Here is an 18,960-nt window from a genome sequence, read left to right on the forward strand (position 1 = left end):
GCGTCAGGCGCGGTACGGGTCCCAGTCTCCCGCGCGATCGAAGCTGAACCCGATTGGTGCATCAGCCTCGACATCGATGACCAGGCGCACGTGCGGAGGTGCAGTAGGGCCCGCGGTGCGCACCACAGTCGTCCGCCCGGACCCTTCTGTCACTCCTAGAGCCCGCAGGCCCTCGGAGAGTACTCGAGGTGCCCATCCCAGAGGAACGCCCTGGGATGTGACGACCATCGAGTTCTCGTCTTCCGGGTTGTTCCGTTCGGGGAGGATCTCCACCGACTGACCCACGATCAGCGAGCTGAGTACGCGCTCATGCTCTTCGGACGAGACGCGGTGCGGAGTTCCGTCGAGGTTGATCGCACCTCCCACTGGGACATGGCGGATCCCATTGGTCAGGAACCGTGCATGCAAGCGCCCGGCACGGATCGCTGGCATCTGCATGAACTGCAGCGTGTCACCCGCGCGACGCCCACCGGAGTGGACGATCTGCTCCCATGGTGTGGCCATATCCGGGCTGATACCGAGGTCGGCCATCGCCGACGCGAAATCGGGGCGATGTGACGACATTGTCCGCTGACGGAACAGCGTGGGCATACGCGACGCGCGATACGTGTCCGGTACGAGCGGGAGCCCCGGTAATGGGCGGAAGTTCGCGATATTACCGGCATGCTGCGTGTAGTCGAACGTGTACTCGGTGCCATCGAAGCAGAAGCGTCCGATGGGATGGATGCGGCGAGTGTCGGGGTGCTGCCAGAGCACCAGCAACTCATGGACGCTGGAGTCGGTGTCTGGGGCGAGCTGAGGGTTAGAGACGCTGACCAAGCTCATGACGGGTCCTCTCCAGGTTTAGGGTCAACAGGGCTATCACAAAGGTAATCGTGGGCTCCGACATCTCAGGGATAAGACCCTGCTCGATCGGATCGGTGACCGGAGTGAGCTGCATCGCATCGAGTCGCTCCGTCCAGTGCACCCGTGCGGCGGGCGACGAGATTCGTAAGGCATCTCCCGCCAGCGCGACCAGGGACAGAGGCTTCTTCATGTGCTCGAACCGCCAGGCAGTTCCCTTCTCGGCCCAAGATCTGAGCGCGGCTCCCTCAGAACGCCGACGCAACTTTTCCGGTGTCTCAGCGAAGCCCAGACTACTGGAGTGGTCATAGGACGGGCAGAGCAGTGGTGACCGATCCCGCAGGCGGGGCCTGAGCACCGACCAGTTCTCCTCGTGCCGGTCACGATTGGCCACGAGAGCATCGAAGAGCAAGTACCCGGCAAAGACATCGAACGCATCCATTTCCACGGGCCCTGAGAACTCCGGTGGTGGCTCGCAGTCAGCCAGGGCACGTCGGATATTCGAGAGTGAGTGACCGGGCCGTCTCACGTCCGGGCGGTTCGGGTCGACAGCAGGTTCGCGCTCGAAGTGCGGGAAGTAGTCGGTGACGCTCCTGCAGTCCTCGAGCGCCAGGTGGCCGCCGACGAGGTCGTACTGCGCCTGCCGTACGTCCCTACTCAGAGACCCTCTTCGGCCGTCGCGCAGACAGAGCCTGGTTTCGGCAAGAGGTACGCCGAGCTCGGCCCCGACCCTGCTCGCTATGACCTCGGCCCAGTCTTCGCCCTGTTCGAAATGCTCGTTGACGGTGGTGTTCTTGTGGAGCCAGTTCGCTGTCTCCTCGCCACGACCTGAAGGATTGGCGATCCACGTCGTCTCGTGGGTTCCGGACTGTTCGGGCGCGATGATCTGCCAGTGACTGACGTCAACGCGCTCCCAGTAGGGGAGTGCGCTAAAGGACGACATGCGTCCAGAGTAATGGCGGAGCGTCAAGCATTCCTAGGGATGTGGACAGCGGAAGGTGGTGGTGAATCGGGCACGACCTCCACTTATCCGGTCCCCTGACCCAACTCAGGATCGGAATGTCCCGCGTGTAGGGGCCGACATCGTCCGATCCTCGCGCGCCGGCCTCAGCCGTCCGAGCGGGAGAACCGGTTCGTCATGAGGTTGCTCGTCGTGTGCAGCACCGCGGCGAGGACCTGATCGGTCTCTGCGCGGATCTGCTCGGCGACGGCGGTGTTGGCCTCGGCGAGCAGCGCCGGGACGGCCTGCCCAGCGGCCCCGTCACCTGCAGAGCCTCCGCCGGCCGCTGAGGACCCGTCGGGCACTGAGGGGTGCGAGGGCTGGGAGACCGCCCCGTCGGCCGCATGCACCGCGGCATGCCCGAGTGCGAGGGTCGTCTGCTGGTAGCGCTCGATGAGCGGGATGGCGTCGGCAAAGTGGGCATCTGCCAGGGTCGCGAGCAGGCGGGAGGTCCAGTAGAAGCTGTCGGTGCTGACCTGCGCGGTCGTGGTCGCCAGGTACTCCGGGGCTTCGTCGACGTTCGTGAACATCGGGATCAGCGTGGTGAACGGGTTCGAGGCGTACGCGATCCACTGCAGCGCCCGGGAGGATTCCGGACGGTCGGGACGGATCTGGAGGATCGCCAGGGCGTTGTGCCGGTTGATGCCGATCGGGCGGAACGCGCGCCGCTGGGCCTCGTTGCCGTGCGCGGAGTACGGATCGAACGGCGTGCCCTGGTAATGCGAGCTGAGCACGTCCTTGACGTCCTCGATCGTCAGTTTCCGCTCCGGCCTGCGGCTCCACGCCAGGTCATCGGAGTCCGGCCGGTTCCCCGGTCCGGGGCCGTCCCAGTCCTCGCTCGTGGGGTTCAAGGTGCGCTGCATGTACCAGGCGCGGGGCGTGTTGTAGACGTGGTCGGAATCCGTGTGGGAGCCGAAGGCCTCGCGCGGGTTGATGACGCTCCCGCCGGCGCTCGACGGGGCCGCACCGAAACCGGTGCTCGAGGCGGGGCGCAGCGTGAGGTCCAGATCATGCTCCTCGAGGAACGCCCGCAGATCCGGGCTCGCGAGGTGATCCCTGCCCTCTCCTTCCGCATCATCGAGATCGAAGGAGTCGATGCCCAGCTGGTTGGGCATCGTCACGTAGTGGTCCTCCGGGATCCGCTTCGCGATCCAGTGGTGCCCGCCCACGGTCTCCAGCCACCAGATGTCCGCCACGTCGGAGAACGCGATCCCGTTCATCTCGTAGGTGCCGTGCTCGGCGAGCAGCGCCCCCAGACGCTCCACGCCCTCCCGTGCGCTGCGGATGTAGGGCAGGACCAGGGTCAGCATGTCCTCCTCGCCGATCCCGCCGGGCCGCTCAGGCCGATGGTCCGGCGTGCCGGGAGTGCCCGACTCGGGGACGAGCTCGACGAGCGGATCCGCGCCGAGCACCCGTGGATTGCTGGTCAGGGTCTCCGTCGCGCTCATCCCGACGTTCACCGCATTGATCCCGGCCGAGCCCCAGAGTCCTTCGCCGGGCAGGGCATTGGGCACCGAGGTGTAGCGCAGCGGGTTCTCCGGCAGCTCGATCTGCAGGCGGCTGAGGACGCTGGTGTAGACGCACGGCTGGTCCTCCGGAGGGACCACCACGACCCGCTTGGGATCGAAGGAGCCGTTCGAGGAATCCTCGGTGCGGGCGACGAGAGGCGACCCGTCGGCGCTCGCCTTCCGGCCCACCAGAAGCGTTGTGCAACCCACCTGTGACCTCCTCGGCCGTGTGACATCTGGGCGATCCCGGGAGAGCGGGATCGCGTGCCCTGCCACGGTAGTCCTCTTCCGGTCGGGGCCTTCACACCGCGGTCGCGGACGACGTCTCCTCCACAGGGGCCCGTCGTCCACAGCCGATGCCCTGCCGTGGCGCACGGATTGCGTCTCCTCCACTGTCGAGGCATGACCACCGATGACTCGTACCTGCCCAGCGCCGACCTCTTCGACGACGGCGATCTCACCGACGACCGTGCTGACCCGGGTACCCGGTCGGCTCCCTGGTATCTCGGCGATGCGTGTGTTCCGGCCGACGAACCCACGGACCGGGCTGGTCGGGCAGCGATGAGGGCGGAGTTCTCCCACCTGCCCTTCACCCGCACGGTGCGTCACCTGCTGGACGCCATCGGGGACGGGATGCGGCTCACCAGGCAGGGGAAGCTGTACGCCGTCGATCGTCGACGAGTCGAGGAGCGGTGCGCCGAAGAGCCGACGGGAAGGCGATGGGGTCCGTACGGAGGAGGCACGGGTGTCGAACTGGCGTGGGACGTCCTGACCCGCCTTGGGTGGCTCCTGCGCGAGGAAGGGCGGGTGCGCCCATCAGGCAAGGTGCTGGTCGGCGACGAGCGCGACGATGCCACGGAGGAGGCCCTCGACGACGCTCGTCAACTGCTCGCCGCCGTCCTCGACACGGTCGACGTCGGGGGAGCGACCTCCTGGTGGGGGAGCAGCCCGCCCGACGACGGCTTCGACGCTCTCCTGGTGGCGAGCGGGACAGACGGCCTGACGCTGCCGGTGATCCCTCCGGACGACCGGCTCATCCACTGCTCCGAGACCGTGGATTTCCTGGCGGCTCTGATCCGCCAACCGCACATCCACCACGTGCCGATCGACCGTGCCACGGGGCATGTCGCCGAGGGGAAGCTGCGGGAGCTCGGCCACGTCTCCAGAGCCATGAGCGCGCTGGACAGCAAGGGATTGCTGGTCGCCCCGTCGCACAGCGGACGCGCACCCGACGAGGACTACAGGGACCGCTGGGACGACGGGAACTACGGAAACCCCGGGGACTACCGGGATCACCGATCGCTGATGACCTTCCGAGCCCCCGTGATGATGCGCGGCGCGGTAGCTGTGCTGCGAGAACGCCGTGCCGTGCAGCGTGCCGAACTGGCCGCCGACCTCGAACGCCTCTAGCGGCGCCAGGTGTGCTTCGGATCGAAGCCGAGGACTCTGCGCGCCTTGTCGATCGAGAGCAGCGTGCCGTGACCGGCGATGTCGCCGTGCACCGGGACGTCCGGGAACACCTCGGCGACGAGCTCGGCGTTGTCGCGGGACATCACCGTGTCCGCGGCAGCGATGATGAAGCGGTCGAAGCCGGTGGCCTGGTGCTCGAGAGCGAGACGCACGGCCTCGGCGCCGTCGCGCCCGTCGATGTAGCCCCAGAGGTTCCACTTGCGCGCGCTCGCGTCAGCGTCGAAGGTCTCGAACTCGGCGTAGTCCGCCTCGTCCATGACGTTCGAGAAGCGCAGCGCGATGATCTTCAGCTCCGGATGCCACCGGGTCAGCTCGATCGCCATCTGCTCCTCGAGGTGCTTGGAGAGGGAGTAGGTGGATTCCGGGCGCGCCGGGTAGTCCTCGTCGACCGGGATGTACGGGGGCGGGGTGTCGAACGGCAGGCCGAGCACCGTCTCGCTCGACGCGGTCACGATGTTCGTGATGCCCGCCTTGATCGCCGCGTTGAACACGTTGTACGTGCTGATCATGTTGTTCTGGAAGGTGGCTGTGTTCGTGGACAGCCCAGGGGCCGGGATCGCACTGAGATGCACCACCGCGTCGAACCCGTCGGGCGCCTGCTCGTCGATGCCGGTGAGCGCATCGAGCACCTGCCCGGCGTCGCGCAGATCGATCCGCACGAAGCCCGTGCCCCGTTCGCCGGCCTGGTCGAGGTTGATCACCAGGTGTCCCTGGTCGCGAAGGTGGCGGAGCACCGTTCGTCCGAGCTTTCCCGAGCCACCTGTCAGTGCGATTCTCATCTGCACATCCTGCACCAGGGACCCGACGAACGCGACGGTGGGCGGAGGGGTGGGACGGGTGAGCGGCGTGGACAGCGGGGCGGCGCAATCGGGGCGGATCGAGCAGATCGGGCACGATGCCGCGCGGGCGTCAGCAGGCGGCCGGCACCTCGGCCGCCTCGGCCGCGAGCACGTCGGCCCGCACCTGCTGGCGACGGTGCACGAGGTAGGACCAGCTCGCGATGCCGAGGCCGAGCACGGCCAGCACCACCCCGGTCCACGCGGGGGCCAGCAGGCCCCAGCCGGCGGCGAGCACGCCCGCGCCGAGCGCCGCGCCGAGGGAGTTGCCGATGTTCAGCGCCGAGTGGTGCAGGGCGGCGGCGAGCGAGGGGGCGTCGGGGGAGGCGTCGAGCAGGAACAGCTGCAGCGAGGGGCCCATCAGCTGGGAGGTCACGGCGATCGCGAGCAGCAGGACCATCGCGGCGATCGCCTGATGGGCGACGAGCGCGAACACCGTGAGGCTGAGCGCCATGCCGAGCAGACCGAGGAAGATGGTGCCGTAGACGCTGCGGTCCGCGAGCCGGCCGGCCAGGATGTTGCCTGCTGTCATGCCCACACCGAACACGAACAGGGCGATCGGCACGGCGCTCTCGCCGAGGCCCATCACGCCGGGCACGATCTCGCCGATGTAGCTGTACACGGCGAACATGCCGCCAAAGCCGATGGAGCCGATGCCGAGCGCGAACCACACCTGCACGCGACGCAGGGCGCGCAGCTCTCCGCGGATCGAGCCGGAGACGCCGTCGGCCCCGGTGCTGGGCGGTTCGGGGACCAGGCGCCAGATCGCCAGGGTGCTCGCCGCGGCGATCACCACGACGATCACGTACGCCCAGCGCCAGCCGATGCTCTGGCCGAGCGCGGTGGAAGCCGGAACCCCGAGCATCGTGGCGATCGTCAGGCCCAGCATCACGAGCGACACGGAGCGGGCCCGACGACCGGCGGGGGAGAGGCGCGCGGCGACCAGCGAGGCGACGCCGAAGAACGCGCCGTGGGGGAGGCCGGCGACGAATCGGGCCGACGCCAGCACCGTGAAGTCCGTGGCCAGCGCCGAGAGCAGGTTCCCCACCCCGATCAGGGCGATCAGCAGCACGAGGAGCTTCGCGCGGGGCAGCTTCACCGCGGCGATCGTCACCAGCGGTGCCCCGATCACCACGCCCAGGGCGTACAGGGTGATGAGCATGCCGGCCTGGGGGATGCCCACGTCGAGCGACTCCGCGATCTGGGGCAGCAGGCCCATGCTCGCGAACTCGGTGGTGCCGATCGCGAAGGCGCCCAGCGACATGGCCAGGATGACCAGCCGCAGGCGTCCGGGGGACAGTGGGGCGGTCGGCGAGGGGGAAGGCGAGGTCACGAGGGCTCCAGCGCGGGTCGGCAAGGCATCGCTGCCGACGCTGGAAGCGGTGAGTACGCCTCGATCCTATAGGCGGGTTCGACGAGCGGCCAGGAAAGGTGGTGCGAGCGAAGCTGCCACGGATCGGCGCGGGCGCACCCCTCACCGGCTCGTGTCACCGGCTCGTTCTGCGAAGCCCGGGCGCGTTGCTGAGCAGTTCTGCGGCCTCCGTCATCCCATAACGTTCTGCGAGCGTTGAGAGCACGTCATCGGGTGTGAGCGCAGGTCCACGCCGCCCGCTTCGCGCGCAGATCTCGAGCACAGCCCGACAGGCAGGAGCGAGGTGCTGCCGAACGGTATCGACGACGAACTCCGCTGGTGGGATAGCCCGGATCGGTTTCGGGACTCGACCGGCCGGGAAGTCCTTCAGGTTGCTAGTCACGATCACTTCGGCGCCACCGATCACGGCCGCGGCGAGCACGTGCTCGTCGTCCGGGTCAGGAAGATCGAAGGTGCCTTCGAGCGGCTCCCATCCGGTGACCAGCGCATCGTCGAAGGCTTGCGACATCTGCCCGATCAGCCGCTGAGCGCGTGTCGTGGCGCGGTCCACGTGTTCGCCTCGCGACTCGAGCTTCTTCGCTTCGTGGAAGACGAGCTCTTCGAGAATCGCAGTGTTCCAGAGCGGCCGGTAGCTGCCCTCTGCGGCCAGTGACAGCAGGAAGTCTCGCTGCAGGCTCGGCCAGAGCACGCTGGTGTCGAGGACGGCGGCGAACATGCGGTCAGCTTATGTCTGCGTGCTCATCGGGCACGGCGCTTGGTGGATACGGCCTTCCGTGCTGACTTGAGATCGTCGAGCATCTTGTCGATGTCGGTCGATTCGTCGACCTCGACCGAGAGCGCCTCGATGGTGGCGTACTGCTCCTGGCGGCGCTTCTCTCGATAGTCGAGGACGTCGGTGAGCGCCAGACGCCGGTGCGTGCCCGAGCGGGTGTAGGGGAGCTTGCCGCTGTCGAGGGTTTTGATCAGCGTCGGTCGACTGATGCCGAGCAGATCTGCTGCCTGTTGGGTGGTCAGCGTCTGGGACGTCGGCGAGATCGTCACCGACAGCCCCTTCTGCATCGCGTCCACCGCCTGGCGGAGCACTTGGTAGATCTCCTCGGGCAGCTCAATAGGCTCGTCCGTTCCGCTTCCGACGAGGTAGTACCGAGGGAGCGGATCGAGAGCTTCGTCCGCCGCGAGAGCGTCATGGATGCGTCCCAGCTGGCGCTGGTCGCCTGCGCTGTAGGTCGTCGATGCCAGTGCGTCAGCTGTTGACATGACCCCTCCTCGTTTCTCATCCATCCATAAGGCCTTGCGTTTACTTCGATTGATTCTAGCGCATCGTTGGCTGGCCTTCTGGTGGCGACCGTCCTGCCTGCTTCGCTGGCATGGCGGCGCTTCGTACCGTGCTGGGTCGCTCCGGACTCGGCCGGCAACGGGTCCGACGGGGCGTGGAGCGTCTCCCGCAGAGGGCGCGGATCCCGGTACTGTGCTGTGAAGCAGGTCGCAGTCGACCTGCCCTCGCGCCGGATCGTGCGGCGCGCTGATCCACGACACGTTGGGACGCCCCTTGGAACAGATCACCGTCGCCGGCCACCCCGAGCCCATCCCCGCGTCCCCAGTGGCGGCGCGCATGCTGGCGGACAGGCTCGAGACCGCTCGCGAGAAGCGCGGCGACGAAGCGGCCGCACACCTCGAGACCCTCGTGGGGCAGCGGATCGGGACCCTGCTGGCGGGCGGCATGCCCAGCATCGACGTGGCGACCATGCGCGCGATCGTCGACTTCGTGGAGACCCCTGCCGAGGAGGAGGCCGAGGCCACCGGCCTCGGGCGTGCGGTGCGCGGGATCAAGGACAAGCTCGCGCAGCGAGGCGGGCCCGTCGGGGGCTGAGTCCCGGGCGGGGCGCTCGCCCCGTTGCGGTGTCGGACCGACGACGTCGACCACAGCTCAGGAACGTCACCGGCAGCGCAGGAACGTCACCTGCAGCGCAGGAGCAGGGCGACCGCCCTCCGGATGTTGCCACGATGACCATCACGACCCTCTGGAAAGAGAGACCCTCATGAGCGACTCCTCGACCTGGGACGCCCTTCCGCAGCGACTGCCCGACTGGTTCCGCGACGCCCCGCTGGGCATCTTCATCCACTGGGGCGCGTACTCGGTCCCCGCCTGGGCGGAGCCCACGGCCGAGCTCGGAGCGATCGCCGATGACCTCGGCTGGTTCGCCCACAACCCCTACGCGGAGTGGTACTTCAACACCATCCGCATCGAGGGCTCGCCCGCCGCGGAGCATCATCGGGAGGTTCACGGCAACGCCCCGTACGACGACTTCCTGGACCAGTGGGAGCCGACGAACTTCGATCCGTCGGCCTGGGCTGATCTGTTCCGCCGGGCCGGCGCCGACTACGTCATCCCCACCACCAAGCACCATGACGGGATCACGCTGTGGGACGCCCCGGGCACCGGGGATCGCAACACCGTGCGGCGCGGGCCGCGCCAGGACCTCGTCGGAGCGATCGCCGAGGCCACGAAGGAAGCCGGGCTGCGCTTCGGGGTGTACTACTCCGGCGGGCTGGATTGGCACGTGCGGCCCACTGAGCCGCTCGAGAGCGGCAAGGACGTCTCCGATCTGAAGCGGCCGCGTGATGACGAGTATGGAAAGTACTGCAGCGCCCACATGCGCGACATCATCGACCGGTACCAGCCGGACGTGTTCTGGAACGACATCGGCTGGCCCGACGAGAACTTCCACTTCGACGAAGGAGGGCTCGGCGAGCTGCTCGAGTACTTCTACGACCAGCGCCCGGAGGGCCTGATCAATGACCGCTTCTCCGGCGCGCACCAGGACTTCGTGACCACGGAGTACCAGGCCGGGGAGATCCCCGAGGACCAGCCGTGGGAGAACAACCGCGGGATCGGATTGTCCTTCGGCTATAACCAGGTCGAGGACGAGACCCAGTACATGTCCGGACCGCGGGCGATCCGTCACGTGGTCGACGCGGTCTCCAAGGATGGTCGGGTCATGCTGAACGTGGGCCCGCGGGCCGACGGCACGCTGCCCGAGCTCCAGGTGAAGACCCTCGAAGCGGTCGGGGAGTTCATGGCCGAGCACAAGGCGCACCTGGCCGGCTCGCGCGGGCTCGGCGAGCAGGAGATCCCGGGGACGACGTGGGCCCGCGCCGTGGAGAACGACGGGCAGTGCTATGTGTTCCTCAGCGGCCCGCAGGGCCCGCTGACGATCAGCGCCGCCGACCTCCCGGCGGGCTACGACTGGCCCGGCGAAGGCGTCACGGTGGAGCTTCCCGGGGAGGATGCCGCCCCGATCACCATCAGCGCATCGAGCGTGAACGATCCGAGCTGATCGGCACCGAGGATCGATACGTCCTCAAGCTGATCGACCTGCTCGTCGTAGCTCTTGGAGACCTTCCCAGGCTGAGGCTGGGTCATATCCAGGGCGTTTCCGCCAGCAGCAGGATCGGCTGATGGCCGAAAGATGACGACCGGCCCTGGACCCTTGCGGGCGGAACCGGTCGTGATGCACACAGCGTAGCGCGCTCGACGACACCCGCCCGCGGGCTCTGCATGGGAGTCGGACTGTCGGAGGGAGGGGGCCAGCTCTTGTCGCCCCCGCCGCCCCGTGCCAGCCTTGCTCCATGTGCCGGAACATCAGACCGCTCCATAACTTCGCCCCGGAGGCCACCTCGCAGGAGGTGCACGACGCCGCGCTGCAGTACGTGCGCAAGGTCAGCGGGATGCCGAAGCCGTCCCAGGCCAATGCGGAGGTGTTCGAGCGCGCCGTCGCCGAGATCGCCCACGTCACCGAGCATCTGCTGGCGGATCTGGTGACCTCCGCCCCGCCGAAGGACCGCGAGGTGGAGCGGGAGAAGGCACGGACACGGACCGCGAAGCGGTTCCCGGAGGCGTCGGCCTCCTGACGTCGTCACCGCGTCTTGAAAGATCGGCTCAGCGCCCCCGCGCAGCGAGCTTCGCCATGAGCCCCGTCGGCGCGAGGCGGGCGGCGGTGTAGATCGCCTTGTAGCGCTTGCTCGGCACGGAGACCGCCTTGCCGCGGCCCACGTCCCGCAACGAGTCCTCGACGACCCGCGGGGCATCGAGCCACAGCCAGTTCGGGATGCCCTCCTCGCCCTTCGCGAGGCCCAGCCGCTCATGGAACTCGGTGTGGGTGTATCCGGGGCACACGGCCGTGACGGTGACTCCGCGGGGGCCATAGCTGCTGTTCGCCCAGCGGGAGAACATCACCTGCCAGGACTTCGCCGCCGCATAGGTGGAGCGCGGCATGACGGCCGAGGCCGAGGAGATGTTGAGGATCGTGCCGGAGCGCCGGGCCAGCATGCCCTGCAGCGCTGCATGCATGAGCCGCATGGGCACCTCGGCATGGAGGCGGAGGTGGCGCGCTTCGTCCTCGATGTCGTTCTTCTCGAAGGCGAGCGGGAGGCCGAAGCCGGAACTGTTGATCAGCGTGTCGACAGGTCGCGCCGCGTCCGTGAGGCGGTCGGTGACCGCGGTGATGCCGTCGGGCGAGGACAGGTCCGCGCTCAGGACCTCGACACCCTCGGCTCCTGCCCGCTGCAGCTCGGCGGCCAGAGCCTCGAGCCGGCCGCCGTCGCGAGCCACGAGCACAAGGCGGTCACCGCGACGGGCGAGCTGGCGGGCGTATTCGGTGCCGAGGCCGGAGCTGGCACCGGTGATCAGGGACGTCGTAGTCATGGAGCGAGTGTAGGGGTGCAGGTCGGAAGGGTGCAGGTCGGAAGTGTGCGGAGAGTGGCGCCCGTCCCCGTACGGCGGTCTCCTCGCTCCCTCGTGCGCTCCCTCGTGCGCCCCTCCAGCGCCCCTCCTGCCTCCTGCCTTCGCCTTCTTCCGGGCCCCGTGCCGCCGAGCCGTCAGACCCGCTCCACGGCATGCACCGTCCCGGCCAGGTCGCCGAACACGAGGTGGCCGCCGAAGAGCGTGCCGCGGGCGAGCACGGGGGCGGTGCTGAGGCGGGTGAGCTGCTCGATGCTGCCGGAGCCGAGGTCGACGGCGGTGATCAGCCCGGAGTGGCTCGCCGCGTAGACGACGTCGCCGTCGAGCACGAAGCCCTCGTCGAGGATCCGCTCCGCCGTCGCCAGGCGGGTGATCTCCGCACCGGTCGCAGGATCGATGCACACGATCTCGCCGCCCTCGTTGGCCAGCACCAGATCCCCGTCCTCGGTGAGCGCCTCGTGGGCGTACTGGAAGGACCCGTCCACGCGCCAGCGCGAGCTGCCGTCATCCGGCTCCAGGCACCAGGTGTCCGCGATCCCGGAGGCGATCACCCCGCCGTCGGGGAGCACGGTGATCGCATCGTTCCACGGTCCGTAGATGAACCGCTGGTAGCTGCCCTGTTTGTCCGTGAGCGAGGTGGTCCACACGCTCGCCCCGGTCCGGGCGTCCAGGGCGTGCGCGCAGCCGTCGCCGCCGCCGACGTACACGCGCTCGCCGTCGGTGGCGGGCGCACCCATGGACGAGGCGGGCAGCTGGGCCGTCCAGAGCCTTCCCCCGGTGGCCGCGTCGATCACGTGCAGCGTCGCGCCGGAGCAGACCATCAGCACCTCGGCGCCGTCGATCGTCCCGGTGCCGGGATCTGCGGCGAGCGGCGCGTCGGTCCCGTATCGCCAGAGGCGCGACCCGTCGGCCGCGAACAGGTGCACGAACCCGGCGGTGTCGGGCACGGCGACGGAGCGTCCGCCGTCGACGGCGAGCAGATCATGGCGGATCTCGCCGTCCACGTCGGCCGTCCATCGCGTCGCACCGGAGCGGTCGAGTCCGAGGACCGTTCCCGTGCTGTCGCCGACCACGAGCACCTCGCCGCCGCCCCCGCTGTTCCCGTCGTCCGCGCCGACGACTGCCGGCCCGCCCTGGATCATCCCCGGGAGCGCCGCCTCCCAGGCAGTGCCCCTGCTCCCGTGGACGACGGGGAGGGTGAGCAGACGGTTCCCGGAGCCGTCATCCGGCCGCACCCGCACGTGCACGCGCTGCCTCCCGGAGGCCAGGGCGGAGGCGTCCAGGCGTCCGGAGAACCGGTGGCCGCTGCCCTGGAGGGGAGTCCACGGCAGCTTGTCGTTGCGTCCGGCATAGACCGTGGTGTCGTAGAGGACCGCGTCCAGAGCCCCCTGGAACGAGCCGCGCAGGGTCACGTCAAGGGCGATGGATCCGCCGTCGTCCTCGATGCGGTTCCCCAGCGGCAGGGCGGTGTCCCGGCCGGGCTGCGGGGTCAGGTCGTAGGTGGTCACTGGGGTGCGCACCGTCTGCGTGGGCGCGGCAGGGTCGGGGATGTCCACGCGGGTGACCTGGAGGCTGTCGATGCTCCCGGTCAGCTCGTAGTAGGCGGCGTCGATCTTCACGGCCGCCGCTTCGAGCTGGTCGCGCCGGTTCACCCGGGTGAGCAGCTCGCGGTGGGTATGCCCGGTCAGGTGCAGGGCGATGGGGTGCGTGGCGAGCACGTCCTCGAACTCCTGCTGGTTGGCGACGTAGTAGTAGCCCTCGCCCATCGGGAAGTGGGTCACGAGCACGCAGGGCAGGTTCCCCGCGGAGCGCAGCGCCTGCTCGAGCTCGGTGAGCGCCCGCGCGGACCACCAGGCGACCTCCTGCTGGTGCGTGGTGGTGTCCGCGAGGATCACGCGCATCCCGTCGACGTCCTGGAACCGCACCTCCTCGCCGATCCACTGCGCGCGCAGCTTCCCGGCGCTCGCATCCCAGCGGGTCTCGTGGTTGCCCGGCACCGCGGCGATCCGCTCCCGCAGACCGGTGGGCACGGCCTCCTCGAACGCCTGGTACTCGGCCTCGATGCCGTGCTCGGTGACATCGCCGCCGTGGATCACCAGCGTCGGATCGAAGGCCTCGATGGCCTCGAACACAGCCCGCAGCCGGGCCGTGGTCTCCGCGTTCTCGGGATCCGCGTGGGTGTCGGCGACGAACGCGAGTCGGACCGGTGAGTCCTCCGCGGGAGCCGTCGGTGCGGTGGGCGCGGTCGATGCGACGGGGGCGACGGGCGCGGCCTGTGCGGCGGCAGTGCTCGCGCCGCCGGCTCCCAGCAGACCGGTCACGGGCAGGGCGGTCAGGGCGGCACGGCGGGAGAAGCTGGTCACGGGTCAGTCCTTCGAGGTGAGGGGATGCAGGGGGTGCGGGAACCGCTCGTGCGGATGCGGAGGTTCGGGGAACAGTTCGTCGGGGTGCGGCTGCTCCGGATGGGGCTGGTCGCCGAGCTCGGCCTGGAGGTCCCAGAGACGGTGGGTGAGCTCCCGGCGCACCTCGGCGTAGGCCGGATCGTGGGCGACGTTGAGCATCTCGCCGGGGTCGGCGCGCAGGTCGTAGAGCTCCCATTCGGGGACGAAGCGGCGCGTCGAGGAGCCCGGATGGCCCTGGCCGTCGTTGTAGAAGTAGATGAGCTTGTAGCGGTCGGTGCGCAGCCCGTAGTGGGCGAGCACATGGGATTCGCGGTCGTCGTGCTCGAAGTAGCGGTAGTAGACCGCGTCCTGCGTCGGCGCGTCCGAGCCGCACAGCTGGGGGAAGAAGCTCATCCCCTGCATGTCCGGGTGGGGTTCGGCGCCCGCCGCGTCGAGGATCGTGCGGGCGAGGTCCACGTTGGTGATCAGCTGCTCCATCGGCGCACCGGGGGTGATCCGCCGCGGATAGCTGACCAGCAGCGGCATCCGCATCGACTCCTCGTAGATGAACCGCTTGTCGAACCAGCCGTGATCGCCGAGGAAGAACCCCTGGTCGGAGCTGTACATCAGCATCGTGTCCTCGGCGTCCCCGCGCTGCTGCAACCAGCTGGTCACGCGGCCCACGCTGTCGTCGATCCCGGCCACGCAGTCCAGATAGTCCTCCATGAACCGCTGGTACTTCCAGCGGGCGAGCTGCTCCCGCGGGAGGTCCGTCGGCGGGTCGATCTTCAGATCGTTCGTGGTCAGATGGTCGGCCACGCGCATCGCCGCGAGATGGGCGGCCGACGAGCGCCCCGCGTAGTCGTCCTCGAAGGTGCGCGGCAGCGGGATGGGCGCGCTGTGCGTCCCGGCATGGCGCGCATCGGGCTGCCAGTTGCGATGCGGGGCCTTGTGATAGATCAGCAGGCACCAGGGCTCCTTGCCCTCCAGGGAATCGACCCAGGCCAGGCCCCGCTCGGTGAGCACATCGGTGACATATCCCGGCGCGATCTCGACGCCGCTGGGGGAGAGCAGCTGGGGGTCGACGTACTCGCCCTGCCCGCGCAGCACCTCCCAGTGGTCGAAGCCCTGCGGGTCATGGCCCTCGCCCTCTCCGAGATGCCATTTCCCCACGATCCCCGTGCGATAGCCGGCCGCCTGCAGCTGCGTCGCGAACGTGGGCAGCGTGGCGTCGAACGGGGAGTGGAGGGTGGTGACGCCGTTTCGGTGGCTGTGCTGGCCGGTGAGGATCGAGGCGCGGCTCGGGGTGCATACCGAGTTCGTGCAGAAGCAGCTGTCCACGCGGCGGCCGCGCTCGGCGATCTGGTCGATGTGCGGGGTGTGGGTGACCACGGACCCGTACGCGCTGATGGCGTGGCTGGCGTGGTCGTCGGACAGGATGAGCAGGATGTTGGGTCGGCGGGCGGTCATGGTCCTCCTCGAGTCGGGCTGCGGGCTGCGGGCTGCGGGCTGCGGTCTGCGGTCTGGGTGCTGGGTCGTCGGACGGCGTGCGGGGAGGGGCCGGGCGCTACGTCGTGGCGGGGACGATGCGGGGGAGCTGCGGTTCGGCGAGGTCCAGGAGAGCGAGCGCCGCGGCGGCGAGGTCTCCGCGGGGCGCGGTGGGATACGGGCTGGTCGAATCCCGCCAGTCCTCCTCGATCCGGCGGATCTCGGCGCGCAGCGGCTCCGGGTCCGACGGCGCGGCCTCACCGTCGGCGGCCGACGCCAGCCAGTTCGCCCAGGCCCGCCACCGGGCCAGATGCAGATCCGTCAGCGAGCCGGACCAGTGACGCGCCGAGTAGTCGTGCAGGCCGCTATCCTGCTCGCCCCAGACGCTGATGAGGGAGCGGGCGTCGCGCTCGAGCGCATCGGCCACCCGTTCGTCGGCGTCGACCCTGTGGTCGACCCTGGTACCGGCTCCGGCTCCGGCTCCGGCTCCGGCTCCGGCTCCGGCTCCGGCTCCGGCGACGGCGCGCGCGTCGGCGATCCAGCGGCCGACGAGGAGCTCCGGCCGGGTCGCGGCCACGGCGTCGGCGGCGAGCACCAGGTTCTCCAGGGCGGCGAACTCCCGGCGCACCCGCTGCGCATCCCCTGCGGCCGCGGCGGCGACCATGGCCCGCAGCGGAGCGCGCGCGGACTGCGCCCCCACGTGCAGGGCGAGCTGTGCGACGTCGTGCGCGAGAGCGTCAGGGCCCTCCGCCCGTGCGAGCAGGGGGACCAGTCCGCGCACCGCACCCGCCAGCGGGGCCAGCGCGCCGAGCATCTCCGCGTCGTTCTCGGCGTCGAGGTTCGAGGACGGCGGACCGTCCGCCGCGGGCAGCGGCTCGCCTGCCAGACGCTGGGACGCGAAGGGCAGCTCCGCGGACCAGGGCCGGGCGATCAGCGGGGACGGGGTGGCGCGCGTGCGACCCCGGCCGTAGAGGGTCTGCTGGAGCAACTCCCAGGCTGCCTGCGCGGCCTGTGCCGTCGGCCTGTCCGGGGCGACGCCCCAGCGGCGGGCCATGTGCTCCGCGAACCAGGCCGGCGTGGCCGGCATCGGATCCCAGAGGGCCCGCGTGGCGAGCTCGTAGACCACGGCGTTGTCGTCCAGGGCTTCGGTGGTGATGCCGAACCCCTCGAGCCGGCCCCGCGTGCCGTCGGCCGCAGCCTCCCGGAACCCGGCGAGATCCTCGGCCAGCGAGGTGAGGTCGCCGAAGAGCCCGAAGCGGCCGCCGAAGGTGTGGGCGAGGCACCACAGCCAGCGCCTGCCGTACATCGCGTCGGTGCTGTGCCACATCGGGGCGTGCTCGCCCCACAGATCCAGCAGGATCAGCCGATCCTCGGGGACACGGGAGAGCAGGCTGCGCACACGGTCGGCCGTCCAGTAGGCCGCCTTGTAGTGGAAGGGCCATCCCTGCAGGATCCACACGGCGTCCGGGTCCGCGGCGCGCATCCCCTCGAAGATCGCCTCGGCGTGGTCGGCGAGCTCCTGCGGGGACGTCGTGGGCGGCACGGACTCGATATACGGGTCCACGGCGTAGTGGTGGTCCGTGCCCAGGAGTTCTCGTTGGTGATGGTGCAGGGATGCTGCGGCCTGCGCGAACAGGACCGAGCCAGGGTCCGCCAGCGAGTTCTGCCATCCCTGCCAGTCGATGGTCCGCTCGGTCCCGGCCAGCTGGGCCGGCAGCTGCCCTCCGAATCCGGGGAGCACGACGGTCATCCCCAGCTCTCGCTCGCGGTCGGCGATCCGTCGGCCCAGCCGGGCGCGGGCGGTCAGCGCCTCCTCGGTGAGCGCCGCCCCGAGGTCGTGCGTGATCCCCATCGTGGTCCACGGGAGGAACGCGGGCCCGCCGACGAACCGGGCGGCCGCGTCGCGATCCATGCCCAGATCCGCCAGCATGCGCACCAGCACCGCGTCGTGACCCACGAGGTTCAGCGGTGTGGTCACCCCGTGCAGCGCCATCCAGTCGATGTGCCGTTCCCAGCGCTCCCAGTCCCAGAACGCCATCGTGTACCCGAAGGCCACCGGGTTCAGGTGATAGCGCAGGCCCAGCGAGGTCTCGTAGCGCTGCGGGGGTGCCTCGGGGAGCGGGGACGGGACCTCGACGACCGACGGGCCGTCGACGGAGAGGTCGGCGCCGCAGAGATCCTCCAGGGCGCGCGCCAGCCCAACGGCGGCGGCCGACGCGGTCGTGGCCGTGAGGCGCAGCTCCCCACCGGAGGCTTCGACCGTCACGTGCTCGGCGCGGGCGCCGTCAGGTGCGTCCTCCGGTACGTCCTCGGGAGCGTCCTCCGGAGTCCGGAGGCGGGGCACGAGGTCCAGGTGCAGATGGGGGAGGAGCCCTGGGGCGCGGCGGCCGACGAGCTCCCGCAGCCCGTCGAGCTCACCCGGCCCGTCGAGCTCGCGCAGCCCGTCGAGCTCACTCGGCCCGCCGGGCGCGGTCGGGTCGTCGGGCGCAGCCGGGTCCTCGAACGACGACGACCCTCCGGCCGGCTCAGGGCTCACGGCTCAGCCTCCCGCGGTAGGGAGCGAGCACGGCGTCGTTGGAGTCGTCGCCGCCGGCGCGGTTCATGCTGCGCAGCACCGGCGGTCGCACCCCGGTCGCGCTGAGCTCCTCCATCGCCCCGATCGCGAGGGAGTGCACGAGCAGGGTGGCGAGGATCGTGGACGTCGGGCCGGTCTCCGTGCCGTCCTCGAGCGTGAGGGCGACGTCCCCGATCGGGGCGTGGGTGTCCAGCACGATGTCGGCGACGTCCAGCAGCCGCAGGCCCTCGGAGTGCCTCGAGGTCCCGGCCAGGGAGTGCTCACGGCTGGTGATCGCCACGACGGTGAGCCCGCGCTCGCGGGCGCGCTGGGCGAGCTGCGTGGGGACGGGGTTGATGCCGGAGTGGGAGATGACCACGAGGACCTCACCCCGGCGGAGGCCCTGCAGATCCGCGATCGCGGACCCGTAGCCCTCGAGCCGTTCCACGCGGGAGACCCGGCTGGGCTCCCACGGCGCGAGCGAAGGGTCGTGGAGCAGGTTCACCGGGGCGAGGCCGCCGGCGCGGAAGGTGGCGTCGATCGCCGGCAGCATCGAGTGCCCGGACCCGAACACGTGGAGCACGCCGCCGTCCTGGAGCGAGCGGGCGACGAGGCGGGAAGCGCGGGTGAGCTGCTCGTCCTGGTCGGCGCCGCGCCCGATCAGCTCGAGCACGGCGCTGCGGTAGGTCTCGATGGCCGTCATGGGTCCTCTTCCGGAGAGCTGAGGGGCGAAGGGCGGTGGGTCGGTGACTGGAGGGTGCGCACGG

16 protein-coding genes are annotated in these 18,960 nt (G+C 69.9%); 4 read left to right on the forward strand and 12 right to left on the reverse strand.

The window, feature by feature from the left end:
* Positions 1–3: 3 nt before the first annotated feature.
* The 3 genes from ABD093_RS15960 to ABD093_RS15970 form a co-directional block, all read right to left on the reverse strand.
* Positions 4–825, reverse strand: coding sequence for a hypothetical protein (locus ABD093_RS15960; RefSeq protein ID WP_193119618.1), 822 nt, complete (start codon positions 823–825; stop codon positions 4–6).
* Positions 803–1,786 carry a HipA domain-containing protein gene (locus tag ABD093_RS15965; protein ID WP_343925761.1) on the reverse strand — a complete coding sequence of 328 codons (984 nt, stop codon included), beginning with the start codon at positions 1,784–1,786 and terminating at the stop codon, positions 803–805. Before ABD093_RS15965 ends, ABD093_RS15960 begins: the two co-directional genes overlap by 23 nt.
* A gap of 164 nt (positions 1,787–1,950) precedes the next feature.
* Positions 1,951–3,561, reverse strand: coding sequence for a C69 family dipeptidase (locus ABD093_RS15970; RefSeq protein WP_193119206.1), 1,611 nt, complete (start codon positions 3,559–3,561; stop codon positions 1,951–1,953).
* Positions 3,562–3,753: 192 nt separating this feature from the next.
* Between ABD093_RS15970 and ABD093_RS15975 the strand changes: the two genes are divergently transcribed.
* Positions 3,754–4,761, forward strand: coding sequence for a hypothetical protein (locus tag ABD093_RS15975; protein ID WP_193119205.1), 1,008 nt, complete (start codon positions 3,754–3,756; stop codon positions 4,759–4,761).
* Here the strand turns inward: ABD093_RS15975 and ABD093_RS15980 are convergent.
* From ABD093_RS15980 to ABD093_RS15995, 4 genes are all read right to left on the reverse strand, one after another.
* Entirely contained in the window at positions 4,758–5,600 is an 843-nt protein-coding gene (locus tag ABD093_RS15980) for an NAD-dependent epimerase/dehydratase family protein (protein ID WP_193119204.1), read from the reverse strand. The two genes, ABD093_RS15975 and ABD093_RS15980, sit on opposite strands and share 4 nt — an antisense overlap.
* 130 nt (positions 5,601–5,730) lie before the next feature.
* Positions 5,731–6,990, reverse strand: a complete 1,260-nt coding sequence (locus tag ABD093_RS15985; RefSeq protein ID WP_319021699.1) for an MFS transporter — start codon at positions 6,988–6,990, stop codon at positions 5,731–5,733.
* 154 nt (positions 6,991–7,144) lie between these two features.
* On the reverse strand, positions 7,145–7,744 hold the full coding sequence (locus ABD093_RS15990; RefSeq protein ID WP_193119203.1) for a PIN domain-containing protein: 600 nt from the start codon (positions 7,742–7,744) through the stop codon (positions 7,145–7,147).
* Positions 7,745–7,767: 23 nt separating this feature from the next.
* On the reverse strand, positions 7,768–8,286 hold the full coding sequence (locus ABD093_RS15995; RefSeq protein WP_193119202.1) for a helix-turn-helix domain-containing protein: 519 nt from the start codon (positions 8,284–8,286) through the stop codon (positions 7,768–7,770).
* A 292-nt stretch (positions 8,287–8,578) separates the two neighbouring features.
* Here ABD093_RS15995 and ABD093_RS16000 point away from each other — a divergent pair, with 292 nt between their 5' ends.
* The 3 genes from ABD093_RS16000 to ABD093_RS16010 all read left to right on the forward strand — a co-directional run bounded on the left by ABD093_RS16000 (position 8,579) and on the right by ABD093_RS16010 (position 10,941).
* Positions 8,579–8,899, forward strand: coding sequence for a hypothetical protein (locus ABD093_RS16000; RefSeq protein WP_193119201.1), 321 nt, complete (start codon positions 8,579–8,581; stop codon positions 8,897–8,899).
* A gap of 169 nt (positions 8,900–9,068) precedes the next feature.
* Positions 9,069–10,367, forward strand: a complete 1,299-nt coding sequence (locus ABD093_RS16005; protein WP_193119200.1) for an alpha-L-fucosidase — start codon at positions 9,069–9,071, stop codon at positions 10,365–10,367.
* Positions 10,368–10,659: 292 nt separating this feature from the next.
* Complete coding sequence (locus tag ABD093_RS16010; RefSeq protein WP_193119199.1) at positions 10,660–10,941, forward strand: DUF2277 domain-containing protein; 282 nt, start codon at positions 10,660–10,662, stop codon at positions 10,939–10,941.
* A 28-nt stretch (positions 10,942–10,969) separates the two neighbouring features.
* On the opposite strand, the gene ABD093_RS16015 is transcribed toward ABD093_RS16010, so the two are convergent.
* The 5 genes from ABD093_RS16015 to ABD093_RS16035 form a co-directional block, all read right to left on the reverse strand.
* On the reverse strand, positions 10,970–11,734 hold the full coding sequence (locus ABD093_RS16015; protein WP_343925766.1) for an SDR family NAD(P)-dependent oxidoreductase: 765 nt from the start codon (positions 11,732–11,734) through the stop codon (positions 10,970–10,972).
* Positions 11,735–11,907: 173 nt separating this feature from the next.
* Positions 11,908–14,133 carry an outer membrane protein assembly factor BamB family protein gene (locus tag ABD093_RS16020; protein ID WP_343925768.1) on the reverse strand — a complete coding sequence of 742 codons (2,226 nt, stop codon included), beginning with the start codon at positions 14,131–14,133 and terminating at the stop codon, positions 11,908–11,910.
* A gap of 3 nt (positions 14,134–14,136) precedes the next feature.
* Complete coding sequence (locus ABD093_RS16025) at positions 14,137–15,621, reverse strand: sulfatase family protein (RefSeq protein ID WP_343925770.1); 1,485 nt, start codon at positions 15,619–15,621, stop codon at positions 14,137–14,139.
* A gap of 97 nt (positions 15,622–15,718) precedes the next feature.
* Positions 15,719–18,175, reverse strand: coding sequence for an alpha-N-acetylglucosaminidase TIM-barrel domain-containing protein (locus tag ABD093_RS16030; RefSeq protein WP_343925772.1), 2,457 nt, complete (start codon positions 18,173–18,175; stop codon positions 15,719–15,721).
* Positions 18,165–18,896, reverse strand: a complete 732-nt coding sequence (locus tag ABD093_RS16035) for a sugar isomerase domain-containing protein (protein ID WP_343925774.1) — start codon at positions 18,894–18,896, stop codon at positions 18,165–18,167. Before ABD093_RS16035 ends, ABD093_RS16030 begins: the two co-directional genes overlap by 11 nt.
* Positions 18,897–18,960: the final 64 nt, after the last annotated feature.

The sequence above is a fragment of the Brachybacterium tyrofermentans genome (genome assembly GCF_039526165.1).
Lineage (GTDB): Bacteria > Actinomycetota > Actinomycetes > Actinomycetales > Dermabacteraceae > Brachybacterium > Brachybacterium tyrofermentans.